Source organism: Sorangium sp. So ce302, from assembly GCF_051530145.1.
In the GTDB taxonomy this organism is placed as follows: Bacteria; Myxococcota_A; Polyangia; order Polyangiales; family Polyangiaceae; genus Sorangium; species Sorangium cellulosum_B.
On sequence record NZ_CP150326.1, the window covers coordinates 6,331,001 to 6,349,588 of the forward strand.

Here is an 18,588-nt window from a genome sequence, read left to right on the forward strand (position 1 = left end):
CAAGCGATGAAGAAGCGATGGCTTGTTTGGATGGCAGGGCTCGCGGCGCTCTCACCGCTCGCGGCGATGTCTCCGGGCTGCTCGCAGCCCAAGCCCGAGTGCACGGTCGGCGGCGCCCTCGGATCCGCGTTCGCAACGAAGTTCACCCGGATCGACGGGGATGCCGAGGGCCCGTGTGCTCGGAAGGACGGGACTGTCGAGCTGGTCGGGATGCAGGTGTACAATCCGGACGAGAATGACGACAAGCTCCCCGACAGCGAGAAGCTCGTCGCGATCCAGACCCTGGAATTCGGCACTTGGTACCGCGGCGGCGCCGCGATCGACCCGAATCCGGATCTGAACCCGTTCGCGATCGGTGCTTTCGCGGCGCGCGAACCGGATGACAACGAGATCTGCACGGTGCCGACGTTCGATCCCGCCGAGGTGGTGTTGCTGCCCGGCGGCGAGGGCGGCGCCGGCGGCGAGGGCGGCGCCGGGGAAGGCGGCGCCGGCGGTGCCGGTGGCGCCGGGGAAGGCGGCGCTGGCGGAGCCGGTGGCGCCGGGGAAGGCGGCGCTGGCGGAGCCGGTGGCGCCGGGGAAGGCGGAGCCGGTGGTGCCGGAGAAGGCGGCGCCGGCGGTGCCGGTGGCGCCGGGGAAGGCGGCGCTGGCGGAGCCGGTGGTGCCGGCGACGGCGGTGCGGGCGAGGGCGGCGGTGGGGAAGGCGGCGTACCGCCGGTGGCGCCGGGATCGCACAAGCTCGAGTGGCGCAACATGCGCGTGTACGTGACGGCCGCCAACCTCGGCAATCAATTCGAGGCAGAAGTCACCTACTCGGAGGAGAGCTGCTCGGCGACGTACAAGGTCGTCGGAGTTTGGCCCGCCATCGATTGTCGGGTCTACGCCCCGAATCCCGAGCCCGGGGGCGCTCCGATCCCCACCGACAAGGGCGATGATGCCCTCTGCGTGAATCCTCGCATCTCCCCGGAGCTCAAGGTGAAGTGCGACGCCGGCGCGGGCCTGTGCGTGCTCGACGCGGACTCCATCCCCGCCCTGAAATAGGCAACCTGTCGGGCGGGGCGCCCATCGTCCCGCCCGCGCTCCTCCGGCCCCTCTCCCCTCACCTCCCGTAAAACGTCATCGCCCAGACGCACCCCTGGTCGTCCGAAGGCGGCGGGCTCGAAGAGCCCCTGTTCCCCGCGCAGCGCCGGCGATGGTCGATGGTTGAGCGAGAGGTGATGAGCGTCCGCGACGACGCGCTCGACCGGCGGCCCCGAGGTGAGCGCAGCTCACGTCGCGATCCCTCGGACCGCCGGCTCACGGCGCGGGTTTGACGGCCAGCCTCGCCAGCGCCGCGCAGCCGGCCCCGCTCGCGATCTCGAGCTTCGCCGTGAGCGCGCACAGGCGCGACGCCCGCTCGAGCGCCGCCGGATCGCCCGATACGATGGCCCGCTTGGACTCGTATCCGGTCCGGACCGCGAGCATCGTCTGCGCGCGGGGGGGCAGCTCCGCGCGCCGCGCCACGAGCAAATCGCCGAGCTTCGGGCCGGGATCGGCGGCCGGCGCCCACGTCCAGACCGACGCGACCAGGGCGTCCACGAAGGCGGCGCGCAGCTCGTCGCCGCCGCGCGCGCCCTCGCACGGCAGCGCGGGACCGGCCGGTCCGACGTCGGTGGCGAGGAGCCTCCGCCCCGCGATCCGCCGGAGCAGATCCTTCTCCACGCCGGCGATCTTGCCGTCGTCGTCCGAGAACGCCCCCGCCTTGAACCGCACGGCGAGCGCGGCGCACTTCTCGTCGCGCTCCGCGCGCAGCCGCTGCTCCTCGCGGGCCCTCTCCTCGGCGCGCAGCCGCTCCTCACGCTCGCGCGCCTCGCGGGCCTCCACCGCGGCGCACTGCTCGAGCCGCGCGGCCACGCGCCGCTGCTGCTCGCTCGCCGCGCGGCCGAGATCGTCCTCCGCGATGTCGCGGACCGCGCACACCTCCGGGCGCCCCAGGACCGCATCGACGCGCGCGCGGGCGGCGCGGAGCCGCACGATCACCGACAGCGCCGCGACGATCACGAGCGCCGACACCACGATCGACGCGATCCTGCGGAGCCTCCGCCGGCGATACGCCCTGGCGAGCGCGCCGCCGCCGCTCTCGTCGAGCAGCTTGCGGCAGCGGCCGATCATCACCTGCCATTGCGCGATGTCCTCGGCGAGCACCTGGAGCGGCTCCGCGAAGGGGCGATCGCGCCGGACCTTGTTCGCCAGCCGCTCGAGCCACATGCCGGCGTCGGGGGCCCGACCGTGGTCGGTCACCTCGGCGACGCCCTCGAGCAGCCCGCCGATGCGCCCGGCGTAGACATCCCAGGCGAGGAGTGCCTCGGACTGGCTGTCGCCGAGCCGCTCGATGGCCTCGCGCACGTCGGCCATCGGGAGGAGGCGCTCGACGTCCTCCCGGCGCACGCCCGCGAGCTTCGCGGCTTGATCGACGCCGCGCTGGAAGCCTCCGAGGAGCCCCTCCGGCGTCAGCTCGCGGAGCCCCTCCGGCACCCGGCTCGCCTGCATGCACGCGCCGGCGTGGTGCAGCGGCCCCATCGCGCAGGTCAGGAAGGTGCCGCCGAGCTTCACTTCCATCGAACCGTGGCTCTCCTCTCCACGAGATACCCTGGACAGCGCGGCGCGGAAAGGCTCGCCGCGCTGTCCAGGGTGATCACCGGCCGCCGCGTGAGACCTCGAGGTCCCAGAGCGCGTAGAGCACGTCGACGTCGTACTCCGTGTGTCGCCAGCCGGGGTGGAGCCGGTAGCTGCGCGGGAGCAGGCCAGAACCCAGGATGGCGTCCGTCTGCTCGGCGAAGGTGTAAAGATACATCTTCACGCCGGTCAGCTCGGCGTCGGAGAGCGGGCGCGCGTGGCGCTCGTGGAGCCGGACGTTCGGCCTCCGCTCGACGATGCTCACCAGCAGGCGGCCGCCGGGGCGCATCGCGCCGGCCAGGTTCTTGAGCACGAGCGAGAGATCGTCGCAGAACTCGAGGGTGCCGAGCGCGAGGGCGACGTCGAACCGCCCCCAGGAGCGGGGGATCGGGAGGTGGTAGTCGTGCCGGTGATAGGCGCCGTGGGGCCGCTTCTCGCGCGCGATCTCGAGCATTCCCTCGGCGATGTCGAAGCCCACGACCTCGACGGACGGCGGGAGATCGCGCGTGAGATGGCCCGGGCCACAGCCCGCGTCGAGCACGCGGGCGCCGTCGGCGACCACCTCGCGCAGGAACGCGCGCACGGGCTTCTCGTAGTGCTGGATGTCTTTCCAGGTGGAGACGTAGTCGGGCGCGAAGTCCTCGTAGTAGTCGACGAGCCGCTCGATCCGGGTCGCTCGCTTCATGACGCCTTTCAGGTGATGTCGTCGACCGCCTGGACGGTCTCCTGGATGTCGTGCTCGTGCGTGTAGCCGAGGATGTCGCGCGCCCGCCGATCGTCGACCATGCACACGTAGCGGATGTGATCGAGCTCGGGGGCCGGGAACGAGGTCGCCCTGAACCGCCAGAGCCGCGGGATGATCGTCTGCATGACGAAGTGGGGGATCGCCGCGCGCGCCCGGCCGGTCATCTCGATGACGCGCGAGAGCGGCAGCGGCGCGGGCCCGGCGAGGTTGAAGATCCCGCGCACGCCGGGGCGGAGCGCCGCGAGGATCGCGGAGACCACGTCGTCCTGGTGAATGACCTGCACCATCGGGTCGAAGCCGAGGAGGGTCGGGATCACGTTGAGCCGGAGGTAGTTCGACGGCGCGTTCCGCACGGAGCCGAGGATGTGGACCGGCCTGAGGATGACCGTCTCGGTCTGGGGGTGCTTCCAGAAGAACGATTGCGCCAGCATGTCGACCTCGATGAGGTCGCGGATCTCGCTGAACGACGCGCCGCCGAGCAGCGGGGCGTCCTCGGTGATGAACTGCGGGTTGTCGGGGCGCGGCCCGTAGGCGTTCGCGCTCGACAGCACGATGAGCTTGGGCACGTCGTACTGCGCGACGAACTCGAGCAGCCGCTGGAACCCAGCGAGGTTCCAGCTGTGGTGCTCCATCTGGCTCACCCGCGGATCGTGCATGACCCCGAGGTGGACCACCGCGGCGAGCTGCTCCTGGCGGAAGATGTCCTGGGTCTTCTTGCGGCGGATGTCGATCTGGTGATGCTCGATGTCCTTGGGGCGCCCCTCGAAGCTGCGCCGGTCGACGCCGATCACGCGCCGCTCGCGGTGGAGGCGCCGCGCCAGGCGCCGCCCGAGGCGACCACAGATGCCGGTGATGAGGATCGACCGGAGGGACGGATCGGTGTCCGCGGCGGGACGGCGGCCTCGACCGAGCATTCGTTCGCTCATCGGAGCGACGGTCGCTTCGAGGAGGCCGATGGTCAAGCCCTTCGTGCCGGTGCAGGCCCACGCGAGTTTTGCTATCGTCCGCCGCCCATGGCCAGCAGAACGACGCTCGCCAGGCTGAGCCACTTCGTCACGCACAGCGCGCTGCCGCTCGCGCGCGTCGGGGTCGACAGCCTGCGCGGCACGATCGACGACGCGACAATCCGGCTGCTCGGTCAGGATTTCGAGGACCGTCTGCGCCGGGTCGCGCTGCCTCACGCGGCGGACGGGGTCGACCCGTTCGGGCTCGACCGGGAGTGGGCGAAGTACGCGGTCGGGGTCGCCGCGTTCTTTCATCGCTTCTATTTCCGGACCGAGGTGTTCGGCATCGAGCGTGTCCCGACCGGCCGTGTGCTCCTCATCGCGAACCACTCGGGGCAGCTCCCGTTCGACGGCATGCTCATCGCGGCCTCGCTGTTCCTGGACGCGGAGCCGCCGCGCGTGATGCGGAGCATGGTCGAGAAGTGGACGCAGACGCTGCCGTTCGTGGCCACCTTCTTCTCGCGCGTGGGCCAGGTGGTCGGCGTCCCCGAGAACGCGCGCAGGCTGCTCGACATGGGCGCGGCGATCCTGGTGTTCCCGGAGGGGACGAAGGGGATCTCGAAGGGGTTCTCCAGCCGCTATCAGCTGCTCGACTTCGGGCTCGGGTTCATGCGGCTCGCGCTCGAGACCGACACGCCGATCGTGCCCATCGCGGTCATCGGGGGCGAGGAACAGTACATCTCGCTCGGCAACCTCGAGTCGGTCTCGAAGGCGCTCGGCATGCCGACGTTCCCGATCATCCCACAGCTCCTGCTCCCCGGCGGCCAGCTGCCGCTGCCGACCCGATACCGGATCTACTTCGGCGAGCCGATGACGTTCCACGGCGACCCCGACGACGACGACGCGGTGATCCAGGAGAAGGTGGCGCTCGTGAAGGGTCGGATCCAGTCGATGCTGAACCGCGGCCTGAAGGAGCGGAAGAGCGTCTTCTGGTGATCGCGTGACCGCGTGACCGCGCGGGCGCTCAGGCGCCCGCCAGCGTGACCGCGGCGTCGGGGCCGTGAGCGAGGACGCGCGCGTGGCCGCCGAGGATGGCCGGCTCGTTGCGATGGCCGTGGCCGATCGGCAGCCCGGCGACGACGGGGATGCCCAGCGGGAGCAGCCTGTCGCGGAGGACCTCGTCCACCGTGATGCGGTCGGGGCCTGGGGCGCACTGATCGAAGTCGCCGAGGACCACCGCCGCGGCCGGGGCGAGGTGGCCGCCGACCTCCAGCGTCGCGAGCATGCGATCGATGCGGTAGGGCCGCTCGGTGACGTCCTCGAGCAGGAGGATGCACCCCTCCGGGACCCGGAGCCGCCCCGCGGCGGCGCAGGCGTGGAGCAGGGCCAGATTGCCGCCGAAGAGCGGCCCCTCGGCCACGCCGGCGCGCAGCGTGGTGAGGCCATCGAAGCGGCGCTCACCCAGCGGATCTTCGAGGGCGCGGATCAGCGCGGCGCGGGCGCGGGCGTCGCCGCGCCCGAGCGCGGTGACATGGACGCCATGAAGCGACGCCACGCCCGCGCGCGCTGCCTCGACGTGGAGGGCCGTGACGTCGGAGAAGCCGACGATCCAGCGGGGGTGCGCTGCGAGGGCGCTCCAGTCGAGCCGGTGGACGAACCGGTTCGCGCCGTAGCCGCCGCGGGCCGCGAAGATGGCCCTGACGTCGGGGTGCGAGAGCGCGCGGGCGAGCTCGTCGCTGCGCCGGGCGTCGCTGCCGGCCAGGTACCCGGCCCGCGCGAACAGCCCGTGATGGGAGGGCGCCGACAGCGATGGCGGCCCGCCTCGCCGGCCGTCGCCGTCGAACGGAGGCCCCTCGCCCGCGTCGAAGAGGACGCGGTAGCGCTGGGCGAGCCAGCCGATGCCGACACGCGCGAGGACGTGCTCGAACGGGCTGGAAGGGGCGATCACCGCGACGGTATCGCCCGGCCGTAGCGCCGGGGGCAGGATCGGCGGGGGAGAGCTAGCGAGCACCTGGGTCGTCGTCGATCAACTCCACGTCTTCCGCATCCGTGTCGACGTCGATCGCGTCGGAGCCAGGTAAGGGCGGCACGACAGGCGCCATGGGGGCGGCGGGCGCGACGGGCAGCGCAGGGGCCGAGAGGGGCGCCTCATCGTGCGCTCGATGGGCCTCGCCGTTGTCGATGTCGCCGAGCGTCCGCGGCCCTGCGTGAGCGTCGAACTCCGACCACTGCGCGGGAGCGGCTGGCGCATCGGAATACGCAGCCGGAGCAACGTGGATGACCTGGGTGGCGCTATCCAGAGGGAGCCTCTGCCCCTCGCGCAGAACCACATCGACATCGGCAGCGCCGCTGCCCGCGTCGGCCGCGTCGGCGTGCGCAGCGACGCCGTAGGCCCAGACCTGCTGCTCCGGCTCGACCGGCAGCGCTTGCGAGGCGGCGGCGTCCGCCGGCTGCGCCTGGGGAGCCGACAGCGCCTCCGCCGCCGGGTACGCCTCCACAGCCGGGTACGCCTCCACAGCCGGGTACACCTCCGCCGCCGGGTACGCCTCCGCCGCCGGGTACGCCTCAACCGGCTGCGCCTCCACAGCCGGGTACGCCTCAACCGGCTGCGCCTCCGCAACCGGCTGCGCCTCCGCAACCGGCTGCGCCTCCGCGGCCGGCTGCGCCTCGACGCCCTCGTGCGCCTCGAAGCCCGCGTAGCCGTTGCTCACCGCCGCCACCGCGCCGGCCTCGAGGCCGAGCGTCTCGAGCGCCGGCGCCCGGGGCGCGAGCGGCGGCTCGGTCAGCGGCGGGCCCGGCGCGCGCGTCGGCAGCGAAGGAGGCGGCGGGGTGCGCTTGAGCTTGCCGGTCTTGGCCCGCTCGAGGCCCGCGGTCGCGTCCGGATCCCCCGCCTTCATGCGGAGGACGCGGCGCCAGGCGTCCGCCGCCTCGCGCGCTTCGCCGAGCTCCTCCTCCCAGAGGCGCGCCACCTTGCGCGCGAGCTCCGCCCGCTGCGCCGGATCGCGGCCGCGGAGGATCTGGTCCTCGTAGAGCTGGATCATGCCGCGGTGATCGCCGAGCTCCAGCAGGAGACCCGACAGGTCGTTCACCACGTCCTGATCCGAGGGCGACAGATCGTGAAGCTTCTTCAGATCCGCCGCGGCGCCCTGCCGGTCGCCGAGCACGTCGCGCCGCAGCCTGGCGCGACGCTGCAGGAGCTTGCGCACGAGCGGGCCGTCAAAGACCTCGTCCAGCGCGCGGTCCAGCGTCGCGCCGACGCGGGGCAGGTCGCCCACCTCGCGCCCGAGGGCCTCGAGCGCGTCGAGCGAAGCGTCGTCGACCTGCGTGAGCACGGCGCCGCCCAGCCAGCCGAAGGCGCGGTCAACGTCGCCGAGATCCTGGTAGGCGATCGTGGCCGCGCGCCGCAGGAGCGCCGCCCGGGTGCGGCCGCCGTCGCGCGAGCCCTGGCCGCCGGCCGCGAGCGCCTCGGCGAGGACCGTGCGCAGCGCCGTCGACCGCGACCGCTCGTCGTCGTCCCGCGCCACCTGCTCGAGCGTGGCGATCGTCTCCTCCTGGACGCCGCCGCCGAGGGCCAGCTCGAAGAAGCTCCTCGCCCGGTCGATGGCGCCACGCTCGCAGGCGATCTGGGCGGCGCGGACGAGCGCCGCGAGGCGATCGGCCGGCGTGCGGCACCGGCTGACCTGGCGCTCGAAGAGATCGATGATGAGGCCCGGCGCCTCGGCCAGCGCCGCGAGCCGCTGGAGCAGCGGCTCGACCTCGGCGGTCGGCACGCTCGCGAGCGCGCCCTCGCCGTGGTGGATCGACTCCAGCGGATCGGCGCCCACGGAGACCCGGACCTCGGCCTGCCGCACGAGCTCGGCCGCCCGGGCCGCGCCCGAGAGATCCCTCGCGAGGAGCTCGTGCGCGACGGCGAGGGCCTCGCGATCCTGGAGCTCCACCGCGATCGCCTCGAGCTTCTCCGCGAGGCCGGCGTCGGCGGTGCGGGAGCGCGCGAGCTCCATCGCCACGCGCGCGGCGTCCTTCTGGCGACCGACCTCCACGAAACGCTCGAAGGCCCCGCGCAGGGCGACCTCGCGCCCCGCGCGCGCGATCGACTCGTTCCAGGCGACCAGCTTGGTCGCGACGATCCCCTTCCACCCGTGCCGATCGCCGAGCGCGACGTACGCCTCTCGGCACGGCTCGTCGCCCTGATCGGCGAGCCGCTCCAGGAGCGCCAGCGCCTCATCGCTCTTGCCCAGCTGCTGGTCGAGGATCTCGGCGAGGCGCCGGGTCATCTGCGACGCCTCGTCGTCGTCGCCCTCCACCTCGATCAGGATCGCCATCAGGCGCGCGACCTTCGGCCAGTCGTTCAGCCGCTCGGCGAGCCGCAGGAGCCGGGCGACCGCGTCGAGGTCGTCCGGCTCGACGGCGTGAACGATCTCGAGCGCCCGGACGGCGCCGCGCGGATCGTCGAGCGGGCCCTCGTACAGCGCCGCGAGCCGCTGCGCGATGTCGACCTGGTCGTGGCCGTACACGAGCACGAGCTCACGCTCGAGCGCGCCCGCGACGCCCCTCGGGTTGCCGCGCCGCTCCTCCAGATCGGCGATCCCCTGCAGCGCGATCCGGTTCTGCGGATCGAGCGTCGCCACGACCGCCTCGTAGCGCGCGATCGCGGCCTCGAGGTCGCCGGGGCCCTCCGCGAGCATGCGCGCCTCGCGCAGGGCGAGCGAGATCTTGCCGGGCTCGCTGTCCGTCAGATCGCCGAGCTTGCGGAGGAGCTCCGCGCCCTGCTGGTGATCGCCACGCTCGCCTGCGTCCTGGGCCAGCCGCTCGATGGCCTCGGCGTCATCGCCGTCGGCGAGCAGGAGCGTGAGCGTCGCGCGCTCCCCGTCGCGATCGCCGAGCTCGCGTTGCAGGGCCGCCGCGGCCCGCCGCGCCGCGACGCGCTCCGCCCTGTCGCCGAGCACCTCGGCCCGGCTCAGGAGGAACCGCACGAGCTCGGGCCACCGATGGGCGCGCCGGTAGAGATCCTCGATCGCGGGGGCGGCGTCGGTCGCCGGATCGATCTCGATGGCGCGCTCGACGCGGTCGAGCGCGCCGTCGACGTCCCCGGCGCTGAGGAGCAGCTCGGCGGCCTGGACGAGGAGCGCCGGGCGCGCCTTGCGGTCCGCGAGCAGCGCGCGCTCGCAGAGCGCCCTCGCCGCCTCGGCGAGCCGCCCCGCCGCGACGTAGGCCTTCTGCGCGAGCTCCCACAGCCTCGGTTGGCGCAGCAGCTCGGCGGCCTGGCCGTAGGCGTCGCCGGCGGCGCCCGGCTCATCGAGCCGCATCCGGAGCTCGCCGAGCTTCTGAAGGAGCGGTCCGTGGTTCAGCTTCCCCTGGAACCAGGAGGTCGCGTCGGAGAGGACCCGCGCAGCGAGATCGAAGCGCTCGCCGCGCTCGAAGAGCTTGACGGCGGACAGGAGCGCCGCGCCGTCGTCAGGCATGAGGCCCGCGATCCGCACCCACGCCTCCGCGGCCGCGATGGGGTCGCGGCGCTTTTGCTCATGGAGCGCGACGAGCGCCTTCTCGATCTCGACCCTCTGCGCGACGTCGGGCGTCGCCGCGGCGTCGTGCTCGAGCAGCGCGGCGAGGTCGTCCCACCGCGAGCTCCGCTCGAGCAGCCGCCTTAGCTCGGCCTGCGCCTGCGCGTCGCCGGGATCGAGCTCGGAGAGCAGCTTCCAGGCCTGGACCGCCGAGTCGACGTCGCGCAGCTGCGCCTCGCAAAGCCCGGCGACGTCGCGCAGCTGCGCCTTCCTGCGCTCGATGGGCGCCTCGGGGACGCGCGCCGCCGCGAGCAGGACGTCCCGCAGCTCGACGAACATCCGCTTTTGGCGCAGCTGCTCCTCGACCTGCGCGAGCACGTCCGGGTTGGCCGGCTCGCCCTTGAGCACCTCGCGGAGCTTGGCGAGCGTCAGCGGCTTGCGGAGCTCGGCCGGCTCCTCCCTCGGCGGCTGCAGCGCCTCCGAGGGAGCCGAGCCGCCGAAGGCATCAGGCGCCGGCGCGGCGCCGGCCAGGCCGTACGCCCCCCCGGAGGCCGGCGCCACGGCATCCGCGGGCGAAGCCAGCGTGTCCGGCGCCGTCGACCCCGGCGCGGGAGCGAACGAAGACGCCGGCGCGAACGCGGCCACCCCCGGCTCGACCAGCCCAGCGGCAGCCGGCGACGAGAGGACGCCCGAGGGTGGCACGGACGCATGCGCAAGGACGGCTCCCGCGCTGGGCGGCACCGACGACCGGTGCGCAGGCGCGGCAGCCACACCCATGGGCGGCGGCGGCACCGACGGCAGCCGCGGGGGGGGCGGCACGGACGCCCGCTTGCGCGCCTCGGGGGCCATGAACCCGTTCGGGTTGACCTGGAGGTAGGCGAGGTAGCGCGGGCGGAGCTCCGCGATGCGGCCCAGCTGCTTCCCGTAATGGTCGGCGAGCTGCATCGCGCGATCGTGCCCCGGCGCCGCGCGGAGGGCGTAGACCGAGTACGAGTAGCCGTATTCCCCGTCGTACGTCTCCGCGAGCGCCACGAAGAGCTCCGCGGCCTCGTCGCGCTCTGGCTGCGGCACCGGCTCGCCCGCCTCGATGCGGTCGACGATGGCGACGCCGAGCGCCTGGATGAGCCCCATGTCGTGCGGCACGAACGCGCGCGCGTTCCGCAGCGCCACGGTGGAGCCCGCGAGATCGCCGGCGCGGCGCCGGATGTCGGCCTCGTCGCGCAGCAGGGCGAGCCGCCGATCCGGGTCGTCGACGAGCGCCTGCTCCATCGCGAAGTACGGGATCGCCTCGGCGTACTGCTGCTGGGCCTTCAGCATCTCGCGGGCGGCGTAGATGGCGTAGACGTTGTGCGGATCGAGCTCCGCGAGGCGGCGCCAGTTCTCGAGGGCGCGCTCCGGCCGCGAGAGCGGCGGCTCGCTCCACAGCCGGCCGAGCTCCTCGTGCAGGGTCGAGACCTGCGCGCGCACCTCGGGCCGCTCGAAGAGCAGCGGCGTGAGCGCCTTGACGAGCCGCTCGAGGAGCGCGACGAGCGCCTTCTGATCGCCCTTGTCGCGGTAGAGCTGCGCCAGCCGCTCCGCCGCGGTCCGCTGCGTCGGATCCTTGTCGATGGCGATCATGAGCGTCCGCGCGGCGTGGTGCGCGTCGCCGATGGTGGTCGACCACACGTTCGCGGCCTCGCTCAGCCAGTGCGCCGCGTACGATGGATCTGCGGTGGAGCTGCCGACGCGCTCGAGCAGCATGGCGTACGAGCGCGGGTCCTGCTCCCCGGCTCGGTGAGCATACGCCAGGGCTTCCCCGTCATGCGGATTCGTGACGAGCCGCTGGACGAGCGTTTCCATCTCCCGGGGATCCATCGGTGCGCGGCGAAGTTACACGTTAGCCTCCGGCTCGTACAGCGACTCTCGGCGTCCTTCGCGATTGGACGCCGCTGTCTCTCGCGCGACGGGACTCCATGGAAGAGCGGGCCTTCGGGGGCCCACGTCGGCCTTGCGCAGCGGTCCCGCGCGCGTGCCGTCATCAGTCGAATTTCACATACGGCTTGCGCGGCTGCGCTGGCTTTCGCCTCGGTGTCGACGCCGAGGGTACGCCCGTGGGCGCGGGCGCCGCGCTGGCGGCCCCCGCGGGCGGCGCGGCGGGCGGCAGCGCCGGCGCCGTCGGCGCGGCAGGCGGCAGCGCCGGCGCCGTCGGCGCGGCGGCGGGCGGCGGGTCGGCGCGCGAGATCGCGCTCGCGAGTGCCCTCGCTTCCAGCGCTACACCTTTCTGAAGGCTGCGCGCGCTGCCGTCCGCAGGCCGGCGGAGCTCGCGCACGGCGAGCGCCATCACGATCAGGGTCAGGGCGCCGGCGCCGACGGCCACGCGCGAGGTGCGCCTCCGTGGCGCGGGACGCAGCGTGCTCGGCGCCTGCGCGGCGCCTTCGCCGTCGCCTACGACCGCGAGCAGCTCGCTCGTGGCGCCGGCCTCGGCGGGCTGAGCCGGGCCGAGGCGCTCGCGGTCGAGGCTCGGCCTGGCCTCGTCCATCGCACGATCGAGCTCGGCGATGAACTCCTGGGCGCTCCGCGGCCGATCCTCGGGCCGCTTGGCCAGGGCGCGCTGCAGGAGATGCGAGAGCGACGGCGGTATCCTGGCGTCCGGCGCGGCCTCGCTCGCCGGCACGGGCGACGACTTGATGTGCCTCGCCATCACGACGACCGCATCGTCGTCGATGAACGGCGGCCTCCCGACCAGCATCTGGTAGAGCAGGACGCCGAGCGAGTAGAGGTCGCTCCGCGCGTCGAGCGGCCTGCCCTGCGCCTGTTCCGGCGACATGTACCGCGGCGTCCCGAAGACGGTGCCTGCCTGGGTCTCGAGGGCGTCGACCGGCCGCTCTGTCCCGGTCATCACCTTCGCGATGCCGAAATCGAGCACCTTGCCGATCTCCTCGTGCTCGCCCGCGGGGGGCCTCGCAAGGAACAGGTTGTCCGGCTTGAGGTCCCTGTGGATGATCCCCTTGTCGTGCGCCTCGGCCAGCGACAGGAGCGCGTGCCGCGCGAAGCGGGCGGCGTCGCCCAGGCGCAGCCGCCGCAGGCGCTTGAGCCGCTGACCGAGCGACTCGCCCTCGAGCAGCTCCATCGCGAGGTAGAGGGAGCCGCTGCTCGACGTCGTCCCCTCCACGGGCGAGCTCTGCTCTGCGGAGCGACCGCGGCCGAAGGCCGCGTCCGTCGCGTCGTCCACGATCTCGCCGAAATCGAACACGGTGACCGTGTGCGGCGACCGGAGGAGGCTCATCGCGCGCGCTTCGCGGGTGAAGCGCGCCTTCGCCTGCGCGTCGAAGGCCCTGTCCGACCGCAGTATCTTGATGGCCACGTCGCGGCCCATCGCCTCCTGGCGCGCGCGGTACACCGTGCCCATCGAGCCGGCGCCGAGCTTGCCCACGATCACGAACCGATCCGCGATCGTGATCCCCAGGAACGGATCTCCGTCGGCCTCGCCGAGCACCTCGCGGCTCACGAGGGCCAGCCCGTCGTGGGGGCAACGAGGCAGCCTCGCGCTCTGGCCGTCCTGGGAACCGCGCTCGCCTGTGGGAGACGGAAGCTGGCTGGACGAGCTCCTCCCCTCCAGCGCGACGGCACCGAGGTGGTGACAGCGCGGGCAAATCAGCGCCATGGCCCTGCTGGGCTCGCCGGGCGACCCGGGGGCGCTGGCTGGGAACTGGCCGTCAGCTGCACGAACTACCACCGCGATGGGGGGGATCGTCCGTTACTTGGGCTCGCATCGCAAGGCCCACGACTCGCCTGTCGCTCGCGGGTGGCAGCCGAAGAACGCGGCGTCGCCGCAGGACGCATCGCTGCAGCAGACGTCGCTACAGAATCGCTGCGTTTGTTCAGGATCCTTGATGCACATACCACTCCGACAGTCCTCGGGCGTGGAGCACGGAGCGCCGGTGGCCGCGAGGCTGTCCCCGGACAGCAGCGTGATGCACGCGCGGACGGTCGAGCGTCCGTCGATCGCGAGCTCAGCGCAGCCGACGCGCTGCCTCACCTCGCCGGGCGTGTCCGGGCACATCTCCGAGCCACAGCACGGGATGGTGCAGCGGCCGCTCCCTTCGCTCCCTTCAACCTGCGCGCAAAGCCCGGACGCGCAGTCCTCGTCCCGAGCGCACGGCTCGAAGTAGCCTCCATCGCCCAAGGCGGCGGCCTGGCACGCCCAGGCCGGACCGGACGCGACGAGGCCCGTCGTGAGCCGGCACGCCGCCCCGTTCGTGGCGCAGCTGGTGTCGGAACAGCAGGCGTCGACGCAGGCGCCGTCGTTGCAGATGCCAGATCGGCAGTCGCCGGGCGCGGCGCAAGGCGCGCCGGAGAGCCGCGCGCCCACGTCGGGCCGGCCGACCTCCCGGCCGATGCGACAGAGGCCGCTCCCTCCGCCGTCGGGGATCCAGCAGACCGCATCCCGGGCAGGATCGCAGTCGCTCGAGCTGCAGCAGGCGCGCGAGCAACCGCGCGGCCCCTCGACGTCGAACAGCGCGGGATCGAGGCAGAAATCGAGCGCTCCGCAGTCCTCGTGCCGCGCGCAGCGCGCGCCCAGCGCGCGCTCCAGCTGCTGCTCGGCGCAGGCGCCGTCCCTGCAAACGGCGCCCTCGGGGCACGCCGGCGGGCCGAGCGCGCCCTCGTCCGTGCAGTGCACCGGGCCCAGCGTGCCGTCGACCAGGACCTCGCACCCGGCGCCGAGCGACACGAGCGCGGCGAGCGCGCGGAGCAGCCTGCGCCGCGCGGCGCTGGGGCGCATCAGAACTGCACCCGGAGCCGGGCTCCCTCGGCGCCCAGCGACAGGCGGATCCCCTGCGCCCCTGCACCGGCGTCGCGCGGGAGACGGCGATCCTGCCCCGGCGTCAGCGCACGCGCGCCGACGGCCGAGGCCCCGCGAGCGGCCGGGCTCGCCGCGGGGGCCCCGGGAGACAGGTACAGGTAGAGCGCCGCTGTCCCGGAGAGTCCGGCGATCAGCAAGGCGACATCCGCGGCGACGGCGCACCGGTGGGCGGCGCTCGCGTCGGCCTGCAGGTCGGCGATGGAGACGCCGGCCCCGGTGCGCTCGCCGGCGCCGGGATCCCGCGCCAAGGCGAGCGCGGCGAAGACGCCGCCGACCACGAGCGACCCCGCGGCGATGCCCCCGCTGACGCCGAGCCAGGTCGCGCGCGGCATCGCGCTGCCGACCGCGACGGGATGGCGCGGCGAGCGCGGCAAATACGGCAGCGCCGTGGAGACCGAGGCGGCCTTCGCGGGCGCGGACGGCGGCGGCTTCGCGCTGGCGAGCTCCCGCTTCGCGCCCTTGAGCCGCTTGAGGACCGCGTGCACCTCCTCACGCGCCTTCGGGAGCGCCTCCATGTCGAGGTAGCGGCGGTAGTAGCGCTCGGCCTCGTCGATCTCGCCCAGCCGCTCGTGGATCATCGCCAGGTTGTAGATGAGCTCTTTGCCCTCGGGATCGAGCGCAACGGCGGCCTCCAGCTTCGCGATGGCCGCGCGGTACTCGCCGTGCTGGTAGCGCCGCTGCGCCTCGTCGTGCAGCGCCGTCGCTCGCTCGATGCGGAGCCGCTTCTCCTCCTCGTCTCGCGAGAGCGGCGGCGGGGCGGGAGGGCTCGGCCCGCCGCCCTGCGGCGGCTGCGCGGGCGGGGCGGCGGGCGCGACCACAGGCGCGCGGAGCGGCTCCGGCGGGGGCACCTGCGCCGCCAGCGCCGACGGCGCGCTGTGGGCGACCGTCGCGGCGGCGACGACCGCGGAGGCGAAGCACACGACGATGCGCCCGGCCTCGAAGCCGATCGAGCGAAGCAAGCGCGCTGTGTGGCTCGTCACGGCCGCCCACCATAGCGTAACTTCCGCGCGGATAACGGCGTCTTGCGGCGGGCGGGGTGAAGGCCGCCGCCGCGGCGATCACCTGAGCTTGCAGCTGTACTCGCCGGCGAACACGAGCGCCCGCTCGCACCTGACGTCCACGGTGCGCTTCGCCGTGGTGAACTCGAAGGTCTGGCCGAACGGCGTCCGTTCCAGCCGCGTCATCTGGGCTCTGCAGCCCTCGCTCGCGCGGCGCGGCTCCGGCGCGCTCGCGGCGCCGTCCTCGCCGCACGCGACGAGCGCCGCCCTCCGTTCGACGTCGGCGTTGTCGGAGACGACGTTGTAGACCGCCGAGACGCTGAACGCGACGCAGAGGGCGAAGAGGGCGAGCTGGCCGAAGCGCTTCACAGCCCGAGCTTACCCTGTCCGGCGCGCGAGGGGCTCGTCGCCGCGCGCGACCCGGCTCAGAGCCGCATGCCCGAGCCGGGCAGCGGGTTCCACGGCTGCCGGCGGGTCGTGTACTGGCCCCGCACGAACGCCCCCAGCACGGGCGCGATGTTGCGCGCGATGTCGTCGTCCCACTCGCCGCCGTTGATCCCGTCCTGCGGGGAAAGATCCGGCGAGAGCAGGAAGAAGCCCGGATACAGCCGCCGCGGCACCTTGATCTGATCGAGATCTTCCTTGAAGAGATCGATGTCCACGCGCACGAGCCGCACGCTCCGGAGGGCCGTCTGCATCAGCGGATCGCCGAGCGAGCGGTCGACCCCGCGGCACGGCTCGCAGGGATCGCTCGTCGTCATCACGAGGACCTTCTCGCCCTGGGCGTATGCCTCCGCGCGCTGCTTGGCGAGCTCCTCGCTGAGCACGGACACGTCGACGCCGATATCGACGATGGAGACCCCGCCGATGCGCCGGTGGGTCGTGTGCTGAGGGACGCTGCCGCTCGGCTGCACCGCCGGAGGAGGCGCCTCCGGCAGCGGCATCGACGGCGACGCCGTGCTCGCCGGCTCCGGCGAGGCCTCCCCCTCCGGCAGGGCGGAGGCCGTCTCTCCGCTGTGATGGGTGCTCCACATCCAGACGCCGAAGCCGATCGCGGAGCTCCAGCAGAGCGTGAGCAGGACGCCGAGCGCGAGCCCGACGCTGGCGAGCGCGTACCCCCTGCGCACGGCCGGGGCCTGCTCGATCTCGCGGCGAGCCGCCCAGCCGAAGGCGATCGCGGCGATCGCCCCGAGCGGCCCGAACAGCGCCGCGACGAGCGAGCTCACGGCCAGCGTGGAGAGCTGCCGTCGCTCCGGCGGAGGCGTGAGGTAGGGATCCTGGATGATCAGCCGCGCCGCCTGCGCGCGGCTCGGCTGCGCTGCTGCCGGCGCGAGCGCGACGCGCCCGCGGGCCGCGACCGTGTCGCAGGGCGGCACTCCGGCAGGCGGCTCGCTTTCGCAGGGCAGGGCGCCCATCTGCACGTCCCTGAGCGCTGCAGGCGGCTCGTTCGCATCGCGGTTCGGCGGTGGCTGAGTCGGGCCGAATGCGTGGCTCACGCTCTTCATCCTAGCGCCGGAGGCCGTGTTACGCCCGCCGCACGGGCCCTCTCGTGGCGTGAGCGCTCAGGGGATGCAGGTGCGCTCGAGCACACGCAAGACTGCGCGCTTCGTGCTCACACCGGTGCTCATGGGCTCCGTCCATGCGACGCCCACCCGCTCACCGGCGAGCGCCACGCTGGGAGAATCCTTTACGGGAAACACCCCATCCGACACCCGGATCCCTCGAGCAGAGGGCGCTCCGTCGGCGGCCAGCTTCACGAGGAGGGCTTGCCCCTCCACCTTGCCATCGTGGCCGACCCACGCCACGAGGGCCCCGTCGCCGCTCGGCGCGAGCGCGCGCCACTTGCCCTTGCCAACGACCCAGGGCGCCCCGCGCGGCCGCGCCTCGGGGTCCAGCGCGCGGGCGATCAAGGTGGCTCCCTCGCTCCAGACCAGCAACGCTCCGGCGCTGCCCGTGGCCACAAGGCCGAGCCGCTGATCCCTGTCCGGTGTCTCCTGAGCGGCGCCAGCCGGTCGGTCGCCGCCCTGTCGCTTCGCAACGACGTGGGCATTCCCTTCCCTGCCCGCGGCGTCGAACCGCGAGGCCCGGATGCTCCCGTCCTCCTCGTCCTGCCAGGCGACGAGGTAGCCACCGGACGCGTCGGCAGCGACCGTCGGCCAGCGCGGCTTCTTGGCGCTTCGCGTGACCCCGACCGCCTTGAGCTGCGGCTGCGCAGGGTCCACCGGCGCGAACTGGAACACCCCCAGGCGCTGGCGGTCCGGTCCGAAGGGCGCCGCTGCTACCAGGGCGCCACCTGGAGCGGGCGCGAGGGCGACATCGTCGCTGACCTCCCTCCCGATCGCGCCGACGCGCTGGATCTCGACCGGCGGGTTCGTCTCCCAGCGAGGCCGCGCGTACGCGAGCCCCTCCGCGTCGAACCACGTGACCGCCCATTCGTCTCCCGCGGAGAAGATCCGGAGCCCTGCGTCTCGCGTGCTCGAGATCGCCCTTGCGCGAGCGACCTGCCGGGCCTCGCCATCGAAGCCGGCGAACGCGATCTGCGCGTCCCCTCCCTTGAGGTCCACGAGCCACACGGCCCCGAACGAGCCGTCGGCGCGGCCGGCGATCCCCATCCCCTCGCGCAGGATGTAGGTCGCGATATCACCCGACTTCGCCTTGCACCCTTCGAGGGAGCCGATGGGCACGAACTCCTGGACGCCGGTCCCGCGCGGCAGCTCGGGCTCGGCCGGCGCAGTGGCCACGGCGGGCTCGGTCGGGGCGCTCGACGCAGCGGCGGCCGCGAGGACCGCGCCCGAGGCGCTCGGACCAGGGGCTGCACTCGCGGCTCCTCCCGCCGAGGGGGAGGAGCGGCGATCACAGGAACTGCTGGAGACGGCGAGCAGGGACAGAGCCACGACTTTGGCAA

13 protein-coding genes are annotated in these 18,588 nt (G+C 73.5%); 2 read left to right on the top strand and 11 right to left on the bottom strand.

Annotated elements, in window-relative coordinates:
- Positions 1–6: 6 nt before the first annotated feature.
- Positions 7–1,038: a hypothetical protein gene (locus WME73_RS23840; protein WP_437747680.1), complete on the top strand. Its 1,032-nt coding sequence runs from the start codon at positions 7–9 to the stop codon at positions 1,036–1,038.
- A gap of 255 nt (positions 1,039–1,293) precedes the next feature.
- Here WME73_RS23840 and WME73_RS23845 read toward each other — a convergent pair whose 3' ends face one another.
- The 3 genes from WME73_RS23845 to WME73_RS23855 all read right to left on the bottom strand — a co-directional run bounded on the left by WME73_RS23845 (position 1,294) and on the right by WME73_RS23855 (position 4,311).
- A complete protein-coding gene (locus WME73_RS23845; RefSeq protein ID WP_437917161.1) occupies positions 1,294–2,595 on the bottom strand; it encodes a hypothetical protein in 1,302 nt (433 codons plus the stop codon).
- Between the two features lie 76 nt (positions 2,596–2,671).
- Positions 2,672–3,337, bottom strand: coding sequence for a class I SAM-dependent DNA methyltransferase (locus WME73_RS23850; RefSeq protein WP_437747682.1), 666 nt, complete (start codon positions 3,335–3,337; stop codon positions 2,672–2,674).
- An 8-nt stretch (positions 3,338–3,345) separates the two neighbouring features.
- The gene (locus WME73_RS23855; RefSeq protein WP_012236892.1) at positions 3,346–4,311 is read right to left on the bottom strand and encodes an NAD-dependent epimerase/dehydratase family protein; all 966 of its coding nucleotides are present in this window, start codon (positions 4,309–4,311) and stop codon (positions 3,346–3,348) included.
- A gap of 99 nt (positions 4,312–4,410) precedes the next feature.
- Between WME73_RS23855 and WME73_RS23860 the strand changes: the two genes are divergently transcribed.
- Complete coding sequence (locus tag WME73_RS23860) at positions 4,411–5,337, top strand: lysophospholipid acyltransferase family protein (RefSeq protein ID WP_437747683.1); 927 nt, start codon at positions 4,411–4,413, stop codon at positions 5,335–5,337.
- A 28-nt stretch (positions 5,338–5,365) separates the two neighbouring features.
- Here the strand turns inward: WME73_RS23860 and WME73_RS23865 are convergent, their stop codons facing one another.
- The 8 genes from WME73_RS23865 to WME73_RS23900 all read right to left on the bottom strand — a co-directional run bounded on the left by WME73_RS23865 (position 5,366) and on the right by WME73_RS23900 (position 18,424).
- Entirely contained in the window at positions 5,366–6,352 is a 987-nt protein-coding gene (locus WME73_RS23865) for a S66 peptidase family protein (RefSeq protein WP_437917162.1), read from the bottom strand.
- The gene (locus WME73_RS23870) at positions 6,342–11,681 is read right to left on the bottom strand and encodes a hypothetical protein (protein ID WP_437917163.1); all 5,340 of its coding nucleotides are present in this window, start codon (positions 11,679–11,681) and stop codon (positions 6,342–6,344) included. Before WME73_RS23870 ends, WME73_RS23865 begins: the two co-directional genes overlap by 11 nt.
- A gap of 178 nt (positions 11,682–11,859) precedes the next feature.
- Complete coding sequence (locus WME73_RS23875; RefSeq protein ID WP_437917164.1) at positions 11,860–13,329, bottom strand: protein kinase domain-containing protein; 1,470 nt, start codon at positions 13,327–13,329, stop codon at positions 11,860–11,862.
- A 249-nt stretch (positions 13,330–13,578) separates the two neighbouring features.
- A complete protein-coding gene (locus tag WME73_RS23880) occupies positions 13,579–14,604 on the bottom strand; it encodes a hypothetical protein (protein WP_437917165.1) in 1,026 nt (341 codons plus the stop codon).
- Positions 14,604–15,665 (bottom strand): tetratricopeptide repeat protein, encoded by a 1,062-nt coding sequence (locus tag WME73_RS23885; RefSeq protein ID WP_437917166.1) that lies wholly within the window; start codon positions 15,663–15,665, stop codon positions 14,604–14,606. Before WME73_RS23885 ends, WME73_RS23880 begins: the two co-directional genes overlap by 1 nt.
- A 78-nt stretch (positions 15,666–15,743) precedes the next feature.
- Positions 15,744–16,052, bottom strand: a complete 309-nt coding sequence (locus tag WME73_RS23890) for a hypothetical protein (RefSeq protein ID WP_437747689.1) — start codon at positions 16,050–16,052, stop codon at positions 15,744–15,746.
- Positions 16,053–16,108: 56 nt separating this feature from the next.
- The gene (locus WME73_RS23895) at positions 16,109–17,179 is read right to left on the bottom strand and encodes a DUF4190 domain-containing protein (protein WP_437917167.1); all 1,071 of its coding nucleotides are present in this window, start codon (positions 17,177–17,179) and stop codon (positions 16,109–16,111) included.
- A gap of 66 nt (positions 17,180–17,245) precedes the next feature.
- Positions 17,246–18,424 (bottom strand): hypothetical protein, encoded by a 1,179-nt coding sequence (locus tag WME73_RS23900; protein ID WP_437917168.1) that lies wholly within the window; start codon positions 18,422–18,424, stop codon positions 17,246–17,248.
- Between the last annotated feature and the right edge of the window lie 164 nt (positions 18,425–18,588).